Source organism: Novosphingobium sp. BF6, from assembly GCF_058273105.1.
The window spans coordinates 572,740-592,285 of sequence record NZ_CM177775.1; the positions used below are offsets into that span (position 1 = coordinate 572,740).

Consider the following 19,546-nt stretch of genomic DNA (forward strand, 5'->3'; position numbering starts at 1 on the left):
GCATGGATCGTTTGCAGAAAGCCGATTCGGTCGCCCAGCTCAACGCGGTCTTCAACGAGGTCGGCGTGGTGGTCATCACCCGCAACCTCGGCATGACGGTGGCTCAGTCCACCGCCCTGCGCGGCAAGATCCGTGACGCCGGTGCTACCTATAAGGTTGCAAAGAACAGTCTTGCCAAGCTTGCCATCGCGGACACCGACTATGTCGGTATCGGCGACTTCCTGAGCGGCCCGACGGCCATCGCCACTTCGGTGGACCCCGTCGCAGCTGCCAAGGCCGTCGTCGATTTCGCCAAGACGACCGACAAGATCGAGATCGTCGGCGGCTCGATGGGTTCGCAGGTTCTGGATGCTGCCGGTGTCAAGGCTCTCGCCTCGATGCCGTCGCTCGACGAACTGCGTGCCAAGCTCATCGGCCTCGTTCAGGCTCCGGCGACCAAGATCGCCCAGCTTCAGACCGCTCCGGCGGCCAAGCTGGCGCGCGTCTTCGCTGCCTACGCCGACAAGGCTGCTTGAGCCTAAGCTTAAGCAACACTTTTCTTACGATTTATCCCGTTGCCGCATGAGGCGGTCTTCGGGACCACAGATCAGGAGTTATAATCATGGCCGATATCGCCAAGCTTGTTGAAGAACTGTCGCAGCTGACCGTCCTCGAGGCCGCTGACCTCGCCAAGGCTCTCGAAGAAGCATGGGGCGTTAGCGCCGCTGCTGCCGTTGCCGTGGCTGCTGCCCCGGCCGGTGAAGCCGCCGCTGTTGAAGAAAAGACCGAATTCGACGTGATCCTCACCGGCGACGGTGGCAAGAAGATCAACGTCATCAAGGAAGTCCGCGCCATCACCGGTCTGGGCCTGGCTGAAGCCAAGGCTCTCGTCGAAGGCGCTCCGAAGGCCGTCAAGGAAGGCGCTTCGAAGGCTGAAGCCGAAGAAATCAAGAAGAAGATCGAAGAAGCCGGCGGCACCGTCGAGCTCAAGTAATCTGCTGCGGGCCCTGGCCCGCGCCGATTATCGATCTTCTCGGTTCTTCCGAGCAGATGAACAGGGAAGGGCGGCTCCTCGGGGCCGCCCTTTTCCTTTGTCCGCTTGACGTCGGAATCGGATATCCATAACGCGATATATAACGTGATATGGAGTTCGTTATGACCGATGTGATCGCCCGACAGGGCGGCGTCCTGCTGGGCAGCCGCCTCAAGCGCCTGGCCGAGCGTCTTCAGGGCGATGCGGCGCAGATCATCCAGGCGGCGGGTGTCCAGGCCCAGCCCGGACAGATGGGCCTGCTGGCGGCGCTCGAAGATGGGCCGCTGACCGTGGGGCAACTGGCCGAAGCGGTCTGTTCCAGCCAGCCCGGCGTCACCCGCGCGATCGGGCAGCTGGCGGCGCTTGAACTGGTGCAGACGGTGCAGGGCAGCGACCTTCGCCAGCGCCACGTCTCGCTGACGGCGGCGGGGCAGGAGGCGATGGCCCGCGCAAGGATGCACGTCTGGCCGGGCGTCGGCCTCGCGGTGGACGAGATGTGCGGCGGCGAGACGGAGGCCCTGCTGGCGCTGGTGGCGCGCGTCGAGACGGCGATGGACGAATCCTCGATGCTGGAGCGCTATGGCCGCCTGAAGCCGCCGGTCCTAGCCATCCGCGAATTCAGCGAGGAACGGGCGCGGCACTTCCACGATATCAATGCGGAATGGATCGAGACGATGTTCCGCCTCGAACCGACCGACCGCGAGGTGCTGGAAAACCCGCAGCGCTGCATCGTCGCGCCGGGCGGCGCGATTCTCTTCGTCGAGGCGCAGGGGCTGGGCATTGTCGGCACGTGCGCCTTGCAGAAGACCGGCGAGGGCGCCTTCGAACTGACCAAGATGGGCGTGCGGGCCTCGGCGCGCGGGCTCAAGGCTGGGGAATTCCTGCTCGGCGCGATGATCGAGCGCGCTGGCGCGATGGGAGCGGAGAAGCTCTATCTCCTGACCAACAAGCGTTGCGAGGCGGCGATCCACCTCTATGAAAAGCTCGGCTTCCGGCACGATGCCGGAATCATGGCGGACTACGGCGCCCGCTACGAGCGTTGCGACGTGGCAATGCTTTATACGGGGCTCTACACGGGCTGAAACGCGCCACCCGCCGAGCTAGGCGCGTCACTTCAGGGATTCGAGGTAGTCGATGACTTCCTTGCGCTTCTCGGGATTGGGTACGCCGATCACCATCTTGGTGCCGGGAACCATCTTCATCGGTCCCCGAAGCCAGGTGTCGAGCGTCTGGCGGTCCCAGGTCACGCCCGAGGCCTTCAGCGCGGGGCTGAAATTGTAGCCCGGCACGTCGCCGGCCTTGGTCCCGACGATCCCGAACAGCGAGGGGCCGACACCGTTCTTGCCCGGCTCCACCGAATGGCACGAGCGGCAGGTGGCGAAGGCCGCAGGGGCGTTCGACGTGGAGGTCTCGGGCGAGGTTGCCGCAGCGGGCGAGGCCGGGGCCGTTTCCGATGTGTCCTGATCCGAACCGCCACAGGCGGCGAGGAAGAGCAGGGGGGCGGCAACAATCAGGCGAGCAGGTGTCATGGTTCCTCCGGCACGGGCGATCCCTATTCGACACGGGTCGGGATGGAAAGCCCATGATCGAGCGCAAATAGCCGCCCGCTATCGGCAGGAATTTCCTTTCGCTTGCCGGTCCCCTCCCCTATCGACCCTGCCGATAATGGCGACACAGCATCTTCCTTCGACTTTCCGGGCCGAACTCGGCGCGACTCTGCGCCTTGCAGGGCCGCTCGCGCTCGCCAATCTCTTGCAGATGGCGGTCTTCGCCACCGACGTGATCTTCGTCGCGCGCCTCGGCCAGCAGGCATTGGCGGCATCGAGCCTCGCCATTGCGATCGTCGCGCTGATGATGATGGGGATCAACGGCGTGACCGGCGCCGTCGCCCCGCTGATCGCCGCCGAGATCGGCCGTCGCCACAACGCGATGCGCGAAGTGCGCCGTTCCGCGCGCATGGCGCTCTGGGTCGCGGTGCTGTTCAGCCTCGGCGCCATCGCGATCTCGCAGTTCGGCGACTGGCTGATGGACGTGACCGGGCAGGAGCCGGAAGTCGCGGGCCTCGCCGCGCATTTCCTCAAGATCGTCTCGATCGCCGTGCTGCCGATGACGGTCGCCAACGTGCTGAGGACGTTCGTGTCCGCGCTCGGCAGGCCGATCTTCGCGACCGTCATCACTGCGCTGGCGATCGGCGTGAACGCTCTGGGCAACTATGTGCTGGTCTTCGGCCACTTCGGTTTTCCGGCGCTCGGCCTGATGGGCTCGGCGCTCGCCAGCATCACCACCGCGACCGTCATGGTGCTCGCCTATGCCCTGGCCATCCGCAGCGACCGCAGGCTGCGTCGCTACCATGTGTTCGGACGTATCTGGCGGCCTGAATGGCAACGCCTGCGTCAGATTCTGGCGCTCGGCCTGCCGATCGCGGCTACGCTGATCGCCGAGGGCGGCCTCTTCAGCGGCGCCGCCTTCCTGATGGGCCGCCTCGGCGAGGCGCAGCTGGCCGCGCATACGGTGGCCTTGCAGATTGCCGCCTTCGCCTTCCAGGTGCCGTTCGGTGTCGGGCAGGCGGCGACGATCCGGGTCGGCTATCATTTCGGCGCAGGAAACCGGGTCGGCGTCGGTCTGGCGGGCTGGGCGGCAATCACCGTGGCGATGATCTTCATGGTCGTCTCGGCCTCGACGATGCTGCTGGCCCCGCGCTTCATCCTCTCCGCCTATGTCGATGTCTCGGCGCCGCAGAACGCGGTCCTCGTCGGCTTCGCGCTGGAGTTCCTGTTCGTGGCGGCGATATTCCAGCTGACCGACGGCCTCCAGGCGGTGGCCGCAGGCGCGCTGCGCGGCATCCAGGATACCCGCGTGCCGATGGCCATCGCCCTGTTCGGATACTGGGCCGCCGGGTTCGCCACCTCGGCAGTGCTGGGTCTGTTCACGCCGCTGGAAGGCGTGGGCGTCTGGATCGGGCTTGCGGTCGGCCTGACCGTAGCGGCGGTGATGCTGATCGCCCGCTGGCACTGGCGCGAAGAGTTCCACCTTGACCGGGTGTAACGCTCTCGTCTCATCTTGCGTCCAAACCGGATAAGAAATTTTTGGCAGCGATGTGCTTGACGCCGCTACGGGGGCGAACCATATCCACGGCCGTTGGCACTCTCTCAGTGTGAGTGCCAATTCCAGTTTCTTGTCCTTTAGTTCGTAGGATTAGGGAGATCCCCATGACTTTCCGCCCGCTGCACGACCGTGTTCTCGTGCGCCGCGTCGAGGCCGAAGAAAAGACGGCCGGTGGCATCATCATCCCCGACAGCGCCAAGGAAAAGCCGGCTGAAGGCGAAATCGTCGCCGTCGGCACCGGCGCCCGCGCTGAAAACGGCACCATCACCCCCCTCGACGTCAAGGTCGGCGACCGCGTGCTGTTCGGCAAGTGGTCCGGCACCGAAGTCAAGGTTGGCGGTGAAGACCTGCTGATCATGAAGGAATCGGACATCCTCGGCGTTATCGGCTGAGCTTCCTGATTTCCGACTTTTCCAGTTTTCTAAAAGGAATTCAAAATGGCAGCCAAGGACGTAAAGTTCGGCCGCGACGCGCGTGAACGCATTCTCGCCGGCGTCGACACCCTCGCCAACGCCGTCAAGGTGACCCTGGGCCCCAAGGGCCGCAACGTCGTGATCGAGAAGAGCTTCGGCGCTCCCCGCATCACCAAGGACGGTGTCTCGGTCGCCAAGGAAATCGAACTCAAGGACAAGTTCGAGAACATGGGCGCCCAGATGCTGCGCGAAGTGGCCTCGAAGGCCAACGACGCAGCCGGTGACGGCACCACCACCGCGACCGTTCTCGCCCAGGCGATCGTGCGCGAAGGCATGAAGTCGGTTGCCGCCGGCATGAACCCGATGGACCTGAAGCGCGGCATCGACCTCGCTGTCGGCAAGGTCATCGAGAACATCAAGGGCCGTTCGAAGGCCGTTGCCGGTTCTTCGGAAATCGCCCAGGTCGGTGTGATCTCCGCCAACGGTGACGTGGAAGTCGGCGAAAAGATCGCCGAAGCCATGGAAAAGGTCGGCAAGGAAGGCGTCATCACCGTCGAAGAGGCCAAGGGTCTCGAATTCGAACTCGACGTCGTCGAAGGCATGCAGTTCGACCGCGGCTACCTGTCGCCCTACTTCGTCACCAACCCCGAGAAGATGACGGTCGAGCTCGAAAACCCGTACATCCTCATCCACGAGAAGAAGCTGTCGTCGCTCCAGGCGCTGCTGCCGATCCTCGAAGCCGTGGTGCAGTCGGGCCGTCCGCTCCTCATCATCGCCGAGGACATCGAGGGTGAAGCCCTTGCCACGCTCGTCGTCAACAAGCTGCGTGGCGGCCTGAAGATCGCTGCCGTCAAGGCTCCGGGCTTCGGCGATCGCCGCAAGGCCATGCTGGGCGATATCTCGACGCTGACCGCTGGCGAGATGATCTCGGAAGACCTCGGCATCAAGCTTGAGAGCGTCACGCTCGGCATGCTCGGCCAGGCCAAGAAGGTCACCATCGACAAGGACAACACTGTCATCGTCGACGGCGCCGGTGCGGCTGACGACATCAAGGGCCGCGTCGAGCAGATCCGTGCCCAGATCGAAGTCACCACCAGCGACTACGACCGCGAGAAGCTCCAGGAGCGTCTGGCCAAGCTTGCTGGCGGCGTGGCCGTCATCAAGGTCGGCGGTGCGACCGAAGTCGAAGTGAAGGAACGCAAGGACCGCGTCGACGACGCTCTCCACGCGACCCGCGCTGCCGTTGAAGAAGGCATCGTCCCCGGTGGCGGCACCGCGCTGCTCTACGCAACGCGCGCCCTCGAAGGCCTGACCGGCATCAACGACGACCAGACCCGCGGCGTGGACATCGTCCGCAAGGCGATCACCGCTCCGCTGAAGCAGATCGCCGAGAACGCGGGCCACGACGGTGCCGTCGTCGCCGGCAAGCTGCTCGACGGTTCGGACGAATCGCTCGGCTTCAACGCCGCGACCGACGTCTATGAAAACCTCGTCGCCGCCGGCGTCATCGACCCGACCAAGGTCGTGCGCACCGCGCTGCAGGATGCGGCTTCGGTTGCCGGTCTGCTGATCACCACCGAAGCGGCGATCAGCGAAAAGGCCGACGACAAGCCCGCCATGCCGGCGATGCCCGACATGGGCGGCATGGGCGGCATGGGCGGCTTCTAAGCCACTCACGTCACCGACGCGAATTGGGGCCGGAGAGAGCGATCTCTCCGGCCCTTTTTCGTATCCATGATTCAAACCGGACGGATTCGTTCATCTGAGCGACAGGATTGTTCGATTTTAAGCAATTGCCCGCATGGGGCATACATTTCATCGCGCAGGGCTGGCGCTTTGCCTTATTGTCGTTAACCGTTCGGGAACATGGACAAGATTAGGGTGGGATCTGCATGATCGGGGCAGACGAACTCATCGCGCGGTGCCGCAAGGGCACTCGGCGCTTCCTTCAGGTCGCGGCCGTGGCGGTCGCCGTGGCTGCCGGGGGCATGTCGCTCGGCGCCTTGTCGGTCGTGCCTGCGCAGGCACGCGATCAGGCTCGTGACCAAGCTGGCATCAACGATGTGCAGGATTCGTTCGACTCGGTCTTCGGCACCGAGGACCGCGCGCCGCGCACTTATTCGAGCGATTTCGGCAAGCAGCTCGCCTCCGTGGCGAATGCCTCGCAGGGCCGCATCGGCGTAGCCGCGATGGACTTGTCCAGCGGCCGCATGGTCGATGTGCTCGGAAGCCAGCGTTTCCCGATGGCAAGCACCAGCAAGATCGCCATTGCCGCGACGTTCCTGGAAGGCGTGGACAAGGGCAAATGGACGCTCTCCAGCGAGTTCCCGCTGATGGTGCCGGTGCCCTCGGCGCCGTTCTCCAGCACGGTCGCCCCGGTCCGTCCCGGCACCTACATGAGCGCCCGCCAGCTGATCGAGCTGATGATCACCCGTTCGAACAACTACGCCACCGACGCTTTGCTCAAGGTCGTCGGCGGGCCTTCGGCGGTCAATGCCTGGGTGCGCCGCACCGGCATCGACGACTGGCATATCGACCGCGATATCGCGACTCTCGTGCGCGATGACGGCGCCATCGATCCGGCCAAGGTGGTCGACAAGCGCGACAGCGCCACGCCGATTGCCGTGGTCGAGCTGCTCGCCGGGATCTACAACGGCAAGTGGATGAGCAAGCAGGGCCGCGACGTCCTGCTCGGCGCCATGAGCCGCACCGTCACCGGCAAGCGCCGCATTCGCGCTGGTCTTCCGGCGGAAGTCACGGTTTCGCACAAGACCGGATCGCTCAACAACACGTCCAGCGACATCGGCATCATTGAGACGCCGGACGGCCGGGCCTATGCCGTGGCGATCTACGTAACCGGGCAGGGCACCCGCCCCAACCGCGAGGCCCGGATCGCCAGCATCGCCCGCACGATCTACAACGGCTATCTTGCCGAAGGGTCCTCCTACCGCACCGCCGCTCGCTAGGACCAGGCGGCAACGAGGCACCAAAAAAGCGCTCCGGATCGACTCCGGAGCGCTTTTTTCATGTCCCGAGGGCCGGGCCGCGAAGCCCGGCGCCATCCAAGGATCAGTGCTGTTCGGTGCCGTCGTGCGGCGTGCCTTCGGCGTCGGTGACGTCGGCAGCAGCCTTCTCGGCGTCGGCGGCGATGTCGTCGGTGGTCTTTTCCGCCTTCTTCAGCGCGTCCTTGGCGGCATCCTTGGTGTTGTCGGCGGCTTCCGAAGCCTGGGCGCCGATGTCGCCGACCTTGTCACCCACGTCTTCGGCGGCTTCCGAGAAGTCGTTGGCGGCCGAGGTCGCGGTGTCCGAAGCGGCGTCCTGCGTCTTTTCCGAGCAGGCTGCGAGCGACAGGGCCGCGACGGCGGCAGTGGCAGCGATGACTATCTTGCGCATGTTTTCGGTATTCCCTCGTCTGCTAAAAAGCGTTTGCTGAAAAGACAAACCCCGTGAACCCATCCGCGCAGATGCGGGCGGCTTCGCCCCTTGGGGAGCGAAACTAGGCCTGTCGCAAATGCGTTTCAAGCAGTCGCGGGCAAACGGCGGTGGAGGGATTTGGTTCCCATCCTTTTACCGGGCGGCGATTTCACCAATCGCGTGGCACTGCCCTGCTGACGGCCAGCCCCGGCGCTGCTAGGGGTCGTGGCATGGATTCCAAGCAGCATCTCTATCTCGTCGACGGCTCGGCCTATATCTTCCGCGCCTATCACCGCCTGCCGCCGCTCACCAACCCGGAAGGCACTCCGGTCGGCGCGGTCTACGGCTATACGACGATGCTGTGGAAGCTGGCGGACGACCTCAACAAGGCCGACGGCCCGACCCACCTCGCGGTGATCCTCGACGCGGGCAGCCACTCGTTCCGCAACGACATCTACGAGGACTACAAGGCCAACCGCCCGCCGCCGCCCGAAGACCTCGTGCCCCAGTTCCCGCTGATCCGCGACGCCACCCGCGCCTTCTCGCTGCCCTGCATCGAGGAAGCGGGCTTCGAGGCGGACGACCTGATCGCCTCCTACGCCCGCGCCGCCACTGCGCAGGGCTGGGACGTGACGATCGTGTCCTCGGACAAGGACCTGATGCAACTCGTCGGCAAGTGCGGGATCGGCGGCGGCTGCGTCGACATGCTGGACACGATGAAGAACCAGCGTATCGACATTCCCGAAGTGGTCGAGAAGTTCGGCGTTCCGCCCGAGAAGGTCGGCGACGTGCTGGCGCTGATGGGCGACGCGGTGGACAACGTTCCGGGCGTCTACGGCGTCGGACCCAAGACCGCGACCAAGCTGATCCAGGACTACGGCGACCTCGAATCCGCGCTCGCCGCCGCACCGTCGATGAAGAAGTCCAAGCTTCAGGAGCGTCTGATCGAGCAGGCCGAGCAGGCCCGCCTGTCCAAGGTGCTGGTCACGCTCAAGGAAGACTGCACGCTACCGATGGCGCTGGAGGACTTCAAGCTGGACGCCATCCCGCCCGCGCCGCTCGCCGATTTCCTCGGCAAGCACGGCTTCACCAGCCTGCTCAAGCGCCTCGACGGCGGCAGCGGCAGTCCGGACCGTCCGACCCAGCTTCACCCGGCCAAGCCTGTCACCGCAGCCAGCGGTCCCGGTGAGGGCGCCGCCCGCCAGTCGCTGCCGGAATGGCCGGCGGTGGACTATGCCGCCTACGAATGCGTGCAGACCGTCGAGGCGCTGGAGCGCTGGGTGGCGCGCGGGCTGGCCGCCCATGTGGTCGCCGTCGATACTGAGACCTCGATGCTCGATTCGATGAAGGCCGACCTTGCCGGTATCAGCCTGGCGCTGGGGCCGAACGATGCCTGCTACATCCCGCTCGGCCACGGCGGCAGCGACATGTTCGCCGAGAAGCCCCAGCAGGTGCCGCTCCAGACCGCGCTGGCCCTGCTCAAGCCGCTGCTGGAGAGCGACGCGGTGCTGAAGGTCGGCCAGAACATCAAGTATGACCTCAACGTCCTGGCGCGCCATGACATTCTGGTGGCGCCGGTCGACGATACGATGATCGTCAGCTTCTGCCTTGACGCGGGCCGCCAGATCGAGGGCATCGGCGGCGGTCACGGCATGGACGAACTGTCCGAGCGTCACCTTGCGCACAAGACCATGGCGTTCAAGGACGTTTGCGGCACCGGAAAGAAGGCGATCCCCTTCGGCGAAGTCCCGCTCGACCGCGCCACGCCTTATGCGGCCGAGGATGCCGACGTGACCTGGCGCCTGCACGCCCTGCTCAAGCCGCGCCTTTCCGACGAAGGCGGCACGCGCATCTATGAGCGGGTCGACCGCCCGCTGATCCCGGTCGTCGCGCAGATGGAGCGCCACGGCGTGAAGGTCGACCGCGAGAAGCTGGCCGGTCTCTCCAGCCAGTTCGCCGAGGCGATCGGCGCGCTGGAAGGCGAGATCTATGGCAAGGTCGGGCAGGAATTCACCATCGGCAGCCCCAAGCAGCTCGGCGATATCCTGTTCGAGAAGCTCGGCTACAAGGGCGGCAAGAAGGGCAAGAGCGGCCAGTATTCCACCGACCAGTCGGTGCTGGAAAAGCTGGCTGGTGAAGGCGCCGACGTCGCCACCAAGGTGCTCGAATGGCGCCAGCTTTCCAAGCTGCGCTCGACCTATACCGAGGCCTTGCAGGCGGCGATCAACCCGCAGACCGGGCGCGTCCACACGAGCTACAGCCTCGTCGGCGCGCAGACCGGGCGCCTGTCCTCGACCGATCCGAACCTCCAGAACATCCCGATCCGCACCGAGCTTGGCCGCCAGATCCGCGACTGCTTCGTGGCCGAGCCGGGCAACGTCCTGCTCGCCGCCGACTATTCGCAGATCGAACTGCGCCTTGCCGCGCACATGGCCGACGTGCCAAGCCTGAAGGAAGCCTTCGCTGAGGGCGAGGACATTCACTCGCGCACGGCGATGGAGATGTTCGGCACGGTGGACCGTGACACGCGCGGGCGGGCCAAGACGATCAACTTCGCGATCCTCTATGGCATTTCGCGCTGGGGTCTTGCGGGCCGTCTCGGCACCGAGGCGGACGAGGCGCAGGCGATGATCGACCGCTATTTCGAACGCTTCCCCGGCATCCAGCGCTACATCGTCCACACCCTCGAACAGGTCCGCGAGCGGGGCTATTCGGAGACGCTGTTCGGCCGCAAGACCTGGTTCCCGCGCATCAGTTCCAAGAACGGCGCCGAGCGGCAGGGCAGCGAACGCGCCGCGATCAACGCCCCGATCCAGGGCACCAGCGCCGACATCATCAAGCGGGCGATGGTCCGCATGAACCCGGCGCTCGAAGCGGCGGGCCTCGGCCATGTCCGCATGCTGCTGCAGGTACACGACGAACTCGTGTTCGAACTGCCCGAAGCCGACGTGTCGGCGGCCTCCGAAGTGATCCGCGCCGTGATGGCGGGGGCGGCGGAGCCTGCGGTCAAGCTGGACGTGCCGCTCGGCGTGGAGATCGGCCACGGCGCAAGCTGGGGCGCGGCGCACTGAGGATAAGGCGGGGAGCGGAAACCCGAATTCTGCTCCTCGTTCACCCCACTCACCTCGTCATCCTGAACTTGTTTCAGGATCCATCTCTCCTCTGCCGCTTCGATCAGCCGGAGCACACGGCATTTCGCCAATCTGGCGGCAGGGCCAGGTCGACGATGGATCCTGAAACAAGTTCAGGATGACGAAGGGAGGACCGGAGATGGTCTGCATCGCCACATCACCTCCAACCGCCCCGTAATCCCGATAGACCGAGCCTCGCCCTGAAACTGCTGCGGTGCAGCATGGTTTCAGGACCATGATCCCGTTTCTCGAAAGCCTGCTCGGCGCGCTGCCCGTCTGGGCCGAGCGCTCCCTATCTGCGCTGCTGGCGGCCTTGCTTGGCGTGGCTGTCGCGCTGCTCGCCCATGCCGTGCTGTTCCGCATACTCCATCGGGTTACGAACCGCAGCGCGAGCGAGGCGGACGATATCGTCGTTCATCGCCTCAACCGCCCGACCCGCTGGGCCTTCCTGGCCATGGGCGTGGTCCTGGCCGCGCGCGAGACTCCGGCGCTCGAAGCCGTCTGGCAGCGGTTCGCGCCGTTCGTGATGCCGCTGCTGACGGGCTGGGTCGCGGTCGCCGTGCTGCGCGCCTTCGTCGAGGCGATGATGGTGCGCGCCGATATCTCGGTGGAAAACAACCGCAATGCCCGCCGCCGCCGTACCCGGCTGGCGATCTTCAGCCGCATCGGCACGTTCCTGATCGTGTTCCTGACCGTCTCGGGGATGCTTGCCTCGGTGCCCGGCGTGCGCGAGATCGGCGTGACTCTGATGGCTTCCGCCGGACTTGCTGCGCTGGCGGTCGGCGCGGCGGCGCAGCCCGCGCTCAAGGCCCTGATCGCGGGTTTCCAGATGGCGATGACCGAGCCGATCTCGATCGACGACGTTATTATCCTCGACGGTGAATGGGGCCGGATCGAGGATATCCGCACGACTTACGTGGTCGTGCGGCTGTGGGATGAGCGGCGTCTCGTCGTGCCGTCCAACCGCTTTCTGGAGGACACCTTCCAGAACTGGACCAAGACCACCTCGCAACTGCTCGGCACGGTGTTTCTCTACCTCGACCAGGGCACCGACATCGGCCCGATCCGCGAGGAATATACTCGCCAGATCAAGGCTCATCGCCTCTGGGACACGCGCGCGCAAGTGCTTCAGGTGACGGACTGCAAGGACAGCGCCATCGAAGTCCGCCTGCTGATGAGCGCCAGGGATGGCCCCACCCTGTTCGACCTGCGCTGCGAAATCCGCGAGACGATGATGGACTGGATTCGCCGCAATCAGCCCGAGGCGCTGGTGCGGCGCCGGACGCTGCCGGTGGCGCCCGTCGAACTCGGTGCGACAGCAGGGCTCGCCGAACTGGTCGCCGCTTCGGGCAGCGGCGATGCCCGCAAGGCCAACTGAGCTATACAATTTATGCGGGCGATATTGCAGATCAGGCTTAGGCATTGACCGCGAGGCGAATTTACTCGAACCCAACGGGCCATGAGCAAAACAGACGTCGTCATCGTGGGAGCGGGACATGGCGGAGCGCAATGCGCACTCGCCTTGCGCCAGAACGGGTTCGCAGGGACCATCACCGTCATCGGCCGCGAGCCGGAGTATCCTTATGAGCGGCCGCCGCTGTCCAAGGAATATTTCGCGCGGGAGAAGACCTTCGACCGGCTCTACATCCGCCCGCCGACGTTCTGGGCCGAGAAGGAGATCACTTTCAAGCTCGGCACCGAAGTCACCAAGGTCGATCCCGAGGCGCATGAACTGACGCTCTCGAACGGTGAGAGCCATGGCTACGGCAAGCTGGTCTGGGCCACCGGCGGCGATCCGCGTCGGCTTTCGTGTTCGGGCTCCGACCTTGCCGGGGTCCATGCCGTGCGCACCCGCGAGGACTGCGACACGCTGATGGCCGAAGTCGATGCGGGCACGAAGAACGTGGTCGTGATCGGCGGCGGCTACATCGGCCTCGAAGCGGCGGCGGTGCTGTCGAAGATGAAGCTCAACGTCACCTTGCTGGAAGCGCTGCCGCGCGTGCTGGCGCGCGTGGCGGGCGAGGAGCTTTCGACTTTCTATCAGGACGAGCACCGCGACCACGGCGTCGATCTGCGCACCGGCGTTGCGGTCGATTGCCTCGTGGGCGACGGCCATAAAGTGACCGGCGTGAAGCTGGCAGACGGCGAAGTGCTGGCCGCCGAGGCGGTGATCGTCGGCATCGGCATCGTCCCGGCGGTCGGTCCGCTGATCCTTGCCGGTGCGGCGGGCGCGAACGGCGTCGATGTGGACGAATATTGCCGCACTTCGCTGCCCGACATCTACGCGATCGGCGACTGCGCCGCTTTCGCCTGCGACTTTGCGGGCGGCACCGTGATGCGGGTGGAATCGGTGCAGAACGCCAACGACATGGGCACATGCGTCGCCAAGGCGATCTGCGGGGACGAGAAGCCCTACAAGGCTTTCCCATGGTTCTGGTCCAACCAGTATGACCTCAAGCTCCAGACCGCGGGCATCAATCTGGGCTTCGACCAGACGGTGATTCGCGGCAATCCCGAGGATCGCAGCTTCTCGGTGATCTACCTCAAGGAAGGCAAAGTCCTCGCGCTCGACTGCGTGAACATGGTCAAGGACTACGTCCAGGGCCGCAAGCTGGTCGAGGCAGGGGCAAGGCCCGATCTCGCCGCGCTGGCGGACAAGGAGCGGCCGCTCAAGGAACTGCTGTAAATCCGGGAGAGACCTTCCCACCGCCGCGTGGGGAGGTCTCCAACCGCCGAGCCGCCCACTGCGCGGCTTCCGCGACGGCGGGGTCCGGGTCGGCCAGCAGCGGCGAGACTTGCGCCATCAGCGCAGCATCTGCGCTGTTCCCTGCCGCATAGAGGCAGTTGCGCACGAAGCGGTCGCGGCCGATCCGCTTGATCGGCGAGCCGGAGAACAGCTTGCGAAAGCCCGCATCGTCCAGCGTCAGCAGGTCGGCGAGGTGCGGGGCGGTCAGTTCCGCGCGGGGCAGGAAGGCTTTCAGGCGGTGCGCGGTCTCGGCGAACTTGTTCCACGGGCAGACGGCGAGGCAATCGTCGCAGCCGTAGATGCGATTGCCCAGACCCCCGCGGAATTCCTCGGGAATCGGCCCCTTGTGCTCGATCGTGAGGTAGCTGACGCAGCGCCGCGCATCGAGGCGATAGGGCGCGGGAAAGGCTTGGGTCGGGCAGGCATCCTGACAGGCGCGGCAGGACCCGCAGCGGTCGCGGCCCTCGCTGGAGAGCGGCAGGTCCAGCGTGGTGTAGATTTCGCCAAGGAACAGCCAGGACCCATGCTCGCGGCTGACCATATTGGTGTGCTTGCCCTGCCAGCCGAGTCCGGCGGCGGCGGCCAGCGGCTTTTCCATGACCGGCGCGGTGTCGGTGAAGACCTTGACCCCGGCAGGACCCAGCCCGCGCTTGTCGGCTTCCGAGACCAGCCAGCGGGCCAGGTTCTTGAGCGCCTTCTTCACCCAGTCGTGATAGTCCGCGCCTTGCGCATAGACCGAGATGCGGCCCACCTCCGGCGTATCGCCAAGGGCCAGCGGATCGCTTGCGGGGGCATAGCTCATGCCGAGCGCGATCACCCGCCGGGCCTCTCGCCACAGCCCCTGCGGCGAGCGGCGATGGTGGGCACGGTCGGCCATCCATTCCATCGATCCGTGCATGCCCTCGGCCAGCCACGAATCGAGCCGCGCCGCGCGCTCCGGGTCTTCCTCGGCTGAAGCGACGCCGAAGGCGCAGAACCCCAGCTCCCGGGCTTGCGCCTCGAGATCGCGGGTCAGGGCATTCAGCGCATCGTTAACCAAGCTTGCGGACTTTCCGGTTCATAGGCACGTCAAGGAATGCCGTCGCATTAGGAGATTGGTCCTTGGCCAGCAACTTGGAAGGGCCGCCCCTCGCGATCGAGGCGCAGGGCCTCGTCAAACGCTTCGACGGGTTCACGGCGGTGGACGGCGTGGACCTGCGGGTGCCGGTCGGCGCGGTCTACGGCATTCTCGGCCCCAACGGCGCGGGCAAGACCACGACCTTGCGGATGTTGCTGGGGATCATCGATCCCGATGCGGGAAACCGCAAGGTCCTCGGCGCCGAGCGGCCCCACGACGTGGCCCATGCCATCGGCTACTTGCCGGAAGAGCGCGGCCTTTACCCGGCGATGAAGGCCACCGAGGCGATCGCTTTCCTCGGCGCGCTGCGCGGGTTGCCGCTGAAGGAAGGGCGTCGCCGCGCGCACGAACTGCTGGAGCGGCACGGCCTCGGCTATGCGGCGGACCGGCAGATTCGCCAGCTTTCCAAGGGCATGGCGCAGCAGGTGCAGATTCTCGGCACGCTGGTCCATCAGCCCCGACTGGTAATCTTCGACGAGCCGTTTTCCGGTCTCGATGCGCTGAATCAGGGCAAGCTGGAGCTGATGATTCGCGGGCTTGCCGAGGCGGGAACGACGGTGATCTTCTCCACCCACGTCATCGCCCATGCCGAACGCCTCTGCGACGACGTGGCGATCATCGCCGGGGGCAAGGTGCCCTTTGCCGGCCCCGTCGATGCCGCGCGGGATCGCATTCCGCAGCAAGTCCGCCTCGAAACGCGGGAGCGGGACGGGCCCTGGCGTGCGGCTCTGCCCGAGGATGCCCGGCGCGAGGGGACATTCTGGAATTTCTCGCTGCCGGAAGGCGGTGTCGAGCCGCTGCTGCGCGCGCTGATCGAGGGCGATGCAGGCATTCTCTCGCTGTCGATCGAGCGGGCGGGGCTGCACGATGCTTTCGTCGCCATCGCCGGGGAGGCGGCGGCGCGGGCGCTTGAAGCGGGCGGCGAGCAGGAGGTCATGCGATGAGCGGCCGTCTTTCCGTCCTCGCCGCCGCCTGGGTGGTCGCCCGGCGCGATTTCACGGCGATCCTGTTCAGCCGCAGCTTCTTCTTCTTTCTGCTGGGACCGCTGTTTCCGGTGGTGATCGCGGTGCTGGCGGGCAGTCTTGGCTCGCGCGTCGATGCCAGTCAGGAGCGGCCGGTGCTCGGCGTGGCGATGACGGCGTCCGACGTGCAGGCGCTGGAACGCGCCCGCGCCCGGCTCGCGCCCGCGCTCGAAGAGGAGCTGCCGAAGCTGGTGACGATCCGCAGGCTGGCAGAGGGTGAAAGCTACGATCCCGCACAGGCTCTCGTACCGGGCAAGGCGAAAGTAGCGGCGATGCTGACCGGATCGCTGGAAGCGCCGGTGCTGACCGGACCCGGCGGATTGATCGAGGTATGGCGTGGGCCGGTGGCGATGCTGGCGGCGCAGGCTCGCTCGGGAACGGTGCCTGCCTATCCTGCCGTCGCGCTGAAACCGGTGGCGCGTAACGATGCCAGCGAACGCAAGGGCCGCTTCGCTACCGCGCAGGGCGCGCAGACGCTGCTGTTCCTGCTGACGATGATGCTGGCAGGCATGGTCCTGTCCAACCTCGTCGAGGAAAAGGGCAACAAGATCATCGAGGTGCTAGCCGCGGCCGTGCCGATGGACGCGGTGTTCCTCGGCAAGCTCTTCGCGATGCTGGGCGTCTCGCTGGTCGGCATCGCGACCTGGGCGGCGACGGCGGGGCTGCTCTGGCTCGGCGGTGGGATTGCGCCCGAGCGCCTGCCCGATCCGGCGGTCGGCTGGCCGCTGCTGATCGGCCTCGGCGTGGTCTACTTCGCCATGGCCTATCTGCTGCTCGGGTCGGTGTTCCTGGCGATCGGCTCGATGGCGACGACCGTGCGCGAGGTGCAGACGCTGTCGATGCCGGTGACGATGGCGCAGCTCATGGTGTTCTTCTTCGCCAGCTTCGCGATGACCCAGCCCGGCAGCGCGGTGGAGATCGCCGCCGTTCTGGTGCCTTTCAGCTCGCCTTTCGCGATGCTGGCGCGTGCGGCGCGGGAACCGGCGTTGTTGCCCCATGTCCTGGCGATCGGCTGGCAGGTGCTCTGGGTCGCACTGCTGGTGCGCGGCGGGGCGCGGCTGTTCCGTTCGCGGGTGATGAAGTCCGGACCGGCGGGGAAGGCGAAGCGCTCCGGCTTCCGGTTGTTGCGCCGCCGATAATCCCGGCAACCGCTGGTACGGACGGCGGGACTCGAACCCGCACGATCAAGGATCAAGGGATTTTAAGTCCCCTGCGTCTACCATTCCGCCACGTCCGCACGATGATGGGTTCGCGCGATCTGGCAGATCGCGCGCGCCGGGGCAACCGGGATGAACGGGTTATGCCGAACCGATCCTCACGTCATTCGACATTGAGGCGGGCGCGCATTTCCTTGCCGGGCTTGAAATAGGGGACGCGCTTCTCCGGAACGTCCACGCTTTCGCCGGTGCGCGGGTTGCGTCCGGTGCGGCCTTCGCGGTGCCGGGTGGAGAAAGCGCCGAATCCGCGCAGTTCCACGCGGCCGCCATCGGCCAGGCGCTGGGTGATCTCGTCGAAGAAGGTGTCCACCGCGCGCTCGACATCCTCGGCGCGAAGCTCGGGATTCTCCTTGGCGAGTGCGAGCAGCAGTTCGGATCGGATCATCGCGTGCTTCCCTTTCAAAATGCCCTTCGGAAAAATCCCGAGATCGAAAACGCAGGCCACTGGCGAATCATAATATTTCACACGACCCGGCTTCGTCTTCCCAAGAAAATGCCATTCCGGTGCCATTTGCGCAATGGCTCTCCAGGGGTAGCGAAATCTCGGGGATCGTTCCTTTGTGGGACTGCCCGTTAGCGTGTCTGCCGGGCATTTACACCACCGATTTGGCCGCTAACGTTCGCTCTTTCAAGCTCGCGAAACAGGCTTTCGGGAGAAGGCGACAGGCCTTTGGGGCGACAGGATTGAAGAAGGGCGCATGAAAGATATCGCAACCTGGAACGAGGGGGACTGGATCGCCGCGATCGGCGCCGTTCTCCTCTTTGCCGTGCTCGCCATCGGCGGCGTGATCGCCACCCGTAAGAGCGAGGAATTCGTCGGCCACCCGCGCGGCCTGTTCGTGCTGTTCTATGCCGAGATGTGGGAGCGTTTCTCCTACTACGGCATGCGCGCGCTGCTGATCCTCTATCTCACCAAATTCTGGCTGTTCAATGACGGCAGCGCGAATCTGGTCTACGGCGCCTATACCAGTCTCGTCTACATCACCCCGGTGCTCGGCGGCTATCTGGCCGACCGCTACCTCGGCCAGCGCAAGGCGGTGCTGTTCGGCGGCATCGTGCTCGCCGTGGGCCATCTGTTCATGGCTTACGAGGGCATTCAGGGCGCGACCGATCCGCTGGTCAAGCAGGCGGACCCGGCGATCAACGTGTTCTGGCTGGCGCTGGCGCTGATCATCGTCGGCTCGGGCTTCCTCAAGGCGAACATCTCGGTGATCGTCGGCCAGCTCTACAAGATGACCGATTCCCGCCGCGATTCGGCCTATACGATCTTCTACATGGGCGTGAACACCGGCGCCGCGCTGGGCACGATCCTGGTCGGCTATCTGGGCGAGACCATCGGCTGGTCCTGGGGCTTCGGCCTCGCCGGTATCGGCATGGTGCTGGGCCTGCTGATCTTCGTGGCCGGTCGTCCCGCGCTCAAGGGCCGGGGCGAGCCGCCCAAGCCGCTGGCGAAGAAGGGCGAACTGATCCTTTACGGCATCGGTATCGGCTCGGTGGCGGTGATCTGGTTCCTGATCCAGTACGTCAGCGTCATCCAGTCGCTGCTGGTGGTCTCGGGCATCGCGATGCTGGGGTACACGCTCTACGAAGCGTTCAAGCTGCCCAAGGAACCGCGTGAGCGTATCTTCGCGATCCTGTTCCTGATCGCGCTGAACCCGATCTTCTGGGGCCTGTTCGAGCAGGCCGGCGGCTCGCTGAGCCTCTATACCGACAAGTTCGTGGACCGCGGCGGCGTGCCGACCAGCCTGTTCCAGTCGATCAACCCGATCTACATCGTGCTGTTCGGGCCGATCTTTGCGGCGCTCTGGCAGTATCTCGGCAGGAAGGGCATCGAGCCTTCGGCACCGGCCAAGTTCGGCCTTGCGCTGATCCAGGTCGGCCTCGGCTTCCTGGTCTTCGTCTGGGGCGCGAGCACCGGCAATGCGGCGGCGATGACGCCCGTGCTCTTCGTGTTCCTGATCTACGCCCTGCACACGACCGGAGAGCTTTGCCTGTCGCCCGTGGGCCTCTCGGCGATGACCCGCCTCTCGCCGCTGCATCTCGGCAGCTTCATCATGGGCGCCTGGTTCTACATGACCGCCGTGGGCAACTTCGTGGCGGGCAAAATCGGCGAGGCGACCGGCGGCGAAAGCGGCGTGATGGACAAGCAGGTGACGCTGGGCATCTATTCCACGATCGGCTGGACTACGATCGGCGTGGCCGTGGTGGTGTTGGCGCTCTCGCCGCTGGTGAAGCGCTGGATGCACCTCGACACGCTGGAGGATCGCGGCATCGACCGTGATCTCGCGGGCCAGAGCGAACTGGGCCTCGAAGCGCAGGAAGCCGGTTTCCACCCGGAACCGAAACCGCACTGACACTCAACCGGCCCG

17 protein-coding genes and 1 tRNA gene are annotated in these 19,546 nt (G+C 65.5%); 13 read left to right on the forward strand and 5 right to left on the reverse strand.

Annotated features, from left to right (window positions below; all coding sequences use genetic code 11):
- The first annotated feature begins 2 nt into the window (after nt 1–2).
- From rplJ to AC4D6D_RS02865, 3 genes are all read left to right on the forward strand, one after another.
- Nucleotides 3–515 carry a 50S ribosomal protein L10 gene (gene rplJ / locus AC4D6D_RS02855; protein WP_147216378.1) on the forward strand — a complete coding sequence of 171 codons (513 nt, stop codon included), beginning with the start codon at nt 3–5 and terminating at the stop codon, nt 513–515.
- Between the two features lie 86 nt (nt 516–601).
- A complete protein-coding gene (rplL, locus tag AC4D6D_RS02860; protein ID WP_021232876.1) occupies nt 602–973 on the forward strand; it encodes a 50S ribosomal protein L7/L12 in 372 nt (123 codons plus the stop codon).
- A gap of 161 nt (nt 974–1,134) precedes the next feature.
- Entirely contained in the window at nt 1,135–2,094 is a 960-nt protein-coding gene (locus AC4D6D_RS02865) for a bifunctional helix-turn-helix transcriptional regulator/GNAT family N-acetyltransferase (RefSeq protein WP_491326417.1), read from the forward strand.
- 27 nt (nt 2,095–2,121) lie between these two features.
- On the opposite strand, the gene AC4D6D_RS02870 is transcribed toward AC4D6D_RS02865, so the two are convergent.
- Nucleotides 2,122–2,541 carry a c-type cytochrome gene (locus AC4D6D_RS02870; protein WP_491326418.1) on the reverse strand — a complete coding sequence of 140 codons (420 nt, stop codon included), beginning with the start codon at nt 2,539–2,541 and terminating at the stop codon, nt 2,122–2,124.
- Between the two features lie 136 nt (nt 2,542–2,677).
- Between AC4D6D_RS02870 and AC4D6D_RS02875 the strand changes: the two genes are divergently transcribed.
- The 4 genes from AC4D6D_RS02875 (at nt 2,678) to AC4D6D_RS02890 (ending at nt 7,496) form a co-directional block, all read left to right on the forward strand.
- The gene (locus AC4D6D_RS02875) at nt 2,678–4,057 is read left to right on the forward strand and encodes an MATE family efflux transporter (RefSeq protein WP_491326419.1); all 1,380 of its coding nucleotides are present in this window, start codon (nt 2,678–2,680) and stop codon (nt 4,055–4,057) included.
- A 164-nt stretch (nt 4,058–4,221) separates the two neighbouring features.
- Nucleotides 4,222–4,509 carry a co-chaperone GroES gene (gene groES, locus AC4D6D_RS02880; RefSeq protein ID WP_086492655.1) on the forward strand — a complete coding sequence of 96 codons (288 nt, stop codon included), beginning with the start codon at nt 4,222–4,224 and terminating at the stop codon, nt 4,507–4,509.
- A gap of 45 nt (nt 4,510–4,554) precedes the next feature.
- On the forward strand, nt 4,555–6,198 hold the full coding sequence (gene groL / locus AC4D6D_RS02885; protein WP_147216387.1) for a chaperonin GroEL: 1,644 nt from the start codon (nt 4,555–4,557) through the stop codon (nt 6,196–6,198).
- A 320-nt stretch (nt 6,199–6,518) separates the two neighbouring features.
- A complete protein-coding gene (locus AC4D6D_RS02890) occupies nt 6,519–7,496 on the forward strand; it encodes a serine hydrolase (protein ID WP_491327186.1) in 978 nt (325 codons plus the stop codon).
- 103 nt (nt 7,497–7,599) lie between these two features.
- Here the strand turns inward: AC4D6D_RS02890 and AC4D6D_RS02895 are convergent, their stop codons facing one another.
- Nucleotides 7,600–7,923: a hypothetical protein gene (locus tag AC4D6D_RS02895; protein WP_465146094.1), complete on the reverse strand. Its 324-nt coding sequence runs from the start codon at nt 7,921–7,923 to the stop codon at nt 7,600–7,602.
- Nucleotides 7,924–8,174: 251 nt separating this feature from the next.
- On the opposite strand from AC4D6D_RS02895, the gene polA reads away from it, so the two are divergent.
- From polA to AC4D6D_RS02910, 3 genes are all read left to right on the forward strand, one after another.
- Complete coding sequence (gene polA / locus AC4D6D_RS02900; protein ID WP_491326420.1) at nt 8,175–11,015, forward strand: DNA polymerase I; 2,841 nt, start codon at nt 8,175–8,177, stop codon at nt 11,013–11,015.
- A 295-nt stretch (nt 11,016–11,310) separates the two neighbouring features.
- The gene (locus AC4D6D_RS02905; protein WP_491326421.1) at nt 11,311–12,453 is read left to right on the forward strand and encodes a mechanosensitive ion channel family protein; all 1,143 of its coding nucleotides are present in this window, start codon (nt 11,311–11,313) and stop codon (nt 12,451–12,453) included.
- Between the two features lie 81 nt (nt 12,454–12,534).
- Nucleotides 12,535–13,761: an NAD(P)/FAD-dependent oxidoreductase gene (locus AC4D6D_RS02910; protein ID WP_491326422.1), complete on the forward strand. Its 1,227-nt coding sequence runs from the start codon at nt 12,535–12,537 to the stop codon at nt 13,759–13,761.
- Here the strand turns inward: AC4D6D_RS02910 and queG are convergent.
- A complete protein-coding gene (queG, locus tag AC4D6D_RS02915; RefSeq protein ID WP_491326423.1) occupies nt 13,745–14,860 on the reverse strand; it encodes a tRNA epoxyqueuosine(34) reductase QueG in 1,116 nt (371 codons plus the stop codon). The two genes, AC4D6D_RS02910 and queG, sit on opposite strands and share 17 nt — an antisense overlap.
- A 62-nt stretch (nt 14,861–14,922) precedes the next feature.
- On the opposite strand from queG, the gene AC4D6D_RS02920 reads away from it, so the two are divergent.
- Together AC4D6D_RS02920 and AC4D6D_RS02925 are read left to right on the forward strand one after the other, a co-directional pair.
- Nucleotides 14,923–15,882, forward strand: a complete 960-nt coding sequence (locus AC4D6D_RS02920; protein WP_491326424.1) for an ABC transporter ATP-binding protein — start codon at nt 14,923–14,925, stop codon at nt 15,880–15,882.
- Entirely contained in the window at nt 15,879–17,099 is a 1,221-nt protein-coding gene (locus AC4D6D_RS02925) for an ABC transporter permease (RefSeq protein ID WP_491326425.1), read from the forward strand. Before AC4D6D_RS02920 ends, AC4D6D_RS02925 begins: the two co-directional genes overlap by 4 nt.
- A gap of 13 nt (nt 17,100–17,112) precedes the next feature.
- Here AC4D6D_RS02925 and AC4D6D_RS02930 read toward each other — a convergent pair.
- Both AC4D6D_RS02930 and AC4D6D_RS02935 read right to left on the reverse strand, forming a co-directional pair.
- Nucleotides 17,113–17,197, reverse strand: a tRNA-Leu gene (locus tag AC4D6D_RS02930).
- An 83-nt stretch (nt 17,198–17,280) separates the two neighbouring features.
- Nucleotides 17,281–17,562 carry an integration host factor subunit beta gene (locus tag AC4D6D_RS02935; protein WP_147216404.1) on the reverse strand — a complete coding sequence of 94 codons (282 nt, stop codon included), beginning with the start codon at nt 17,560–17,562 and terminating at the stop codon, nt 17,281–17,283.
- 313 nt (nt 17,563–17,875) lie between these two features.
- Between AC4D6D_RS02935 and AC4D6D_RS02940 the strand changes: the two genes are divergently transcribed.
- Nucleotides 17,876–19,531 (forward strand): peptide MFS transporter, encoded by a 1,656-nt coding sequence (locus tag AC4D6D_RS02940; protein ID WP_491326426.1) that lies wholly within the window; start codon nt 17,876–17,878, stop codon nt 19,529–19,531.
- Nucleotides 19,532–19,546: the final 15 nt, after the last annotated feature.

Excerpts from the sequence above, each read along its gene's own strand:
- AC4D6D_RS02910 (WP_491326422.1), top strand. The coding sequence starts at position 12,535 with ATGAGCAAAACAGACGTCGTCATCGTGGGAGCGGGACATGGCGGAGCG.
- AC4D6D_RS02895 (WP_465146094.1), bottom strand. The coding sequence starts at position 7,923 with ATGCGCAAGATAGTCATCGCTGCCACTGCCGCCGTCGCGGCCCTGTCG.
- AC4D6D_RS02875 (WP_491326419.1), top strand. The coding sequence starts at position 2,678 with ATGGCGACACAGCATCTTCCTTCGACTTTCCGGGCCGAACTCGGCGCG.
- groES (WP_086492655.1), top strand. The coding sequence starts at position 4,222 with ATGACTTTCCGCCCGCTGCACGACCGTGTTCTCGTGCGCCGCGTCGAG.
- AC4D6D_RS02865 (WP_491326417.1), top strand. The coding sequence starts at position 1,135 with ATGACCGATGTGATCGCCCGACAGGGCGGCGTCCTGCTGGGCAGCCGC.
- AC4D6D_RS02890 (WP_491327186.1), top strand. The coding sequence starts at position 6,519 with ATGTCGCTCGGCGCCTTGTCGGTCGTGCCTGCGCAGGCACGCGATCAG.
- rplJ (WP_147216378.1), top strand. The coding sequence starts at position 3 with ATGGATCGTTTGCAGAAAGCCGATTCGGTCGCCCAGCTCAACGCGGTC.
- AC4D6D_RS02940 (WP_491326426.1), top strand. The coding sequence starts at position 17,876 with ATGAAAGATATCGCAACCTGGAACGAGGGGGACTGGATCGCCGCGATC.
- rplL (WP_021232876.1), top strand. The coding sequence starts at position 602 with ATGGCCGATATCGCCAAGCTTGTTGAAGAACTGTCGCAGCTGACCGTC.
- AC4D6D_RS02870 (WP_491326418.1), bottom strand. The coding sequence starts at position 2,541 with ATGACACCTGCTCGCCTGATTGTTGCCGCCCCCCTGCTCTTCCTCGCC.
- AC4D6D_RS02925 (WP_491326425.1), top strand. The coding sequence starts at position 15,879 with ATGAGCGGCCGTCTTTCCGTCCTCGCCGCCGCCTGGGTGGTCGCCCGG.
- groL (WP_147216387.1), top strand. The coding sequence starts at position 4,555 with ATGGCAGCCAAGGACGTAAAGTTCGGCCGCGACGCGCGTGAACGCATT.
- AC4D6D_RS02905 (WP_491326421.1), top strand. The coding sequence starts at position 11,311 with ATGATCCCGTTTCTCGAAAGCCTGCTCGGCGCGCTGCCCGTCTGGGCC.
- polA (WP_491326420.1), top strand. The coding sequence starts at position 8,175 with ATGGATTCCAAGCAGCATCTCTATCTCGTCGACGGCTCGGCCTATATC.
- AC4D6D_RS02935 (WP_147216404.1), bottom strand. The coding sequence starts at position 17,562 with ATGATCCGATCCGAACTGCTGCTCGCACTCGCCAAGGAGAATCCCGAG.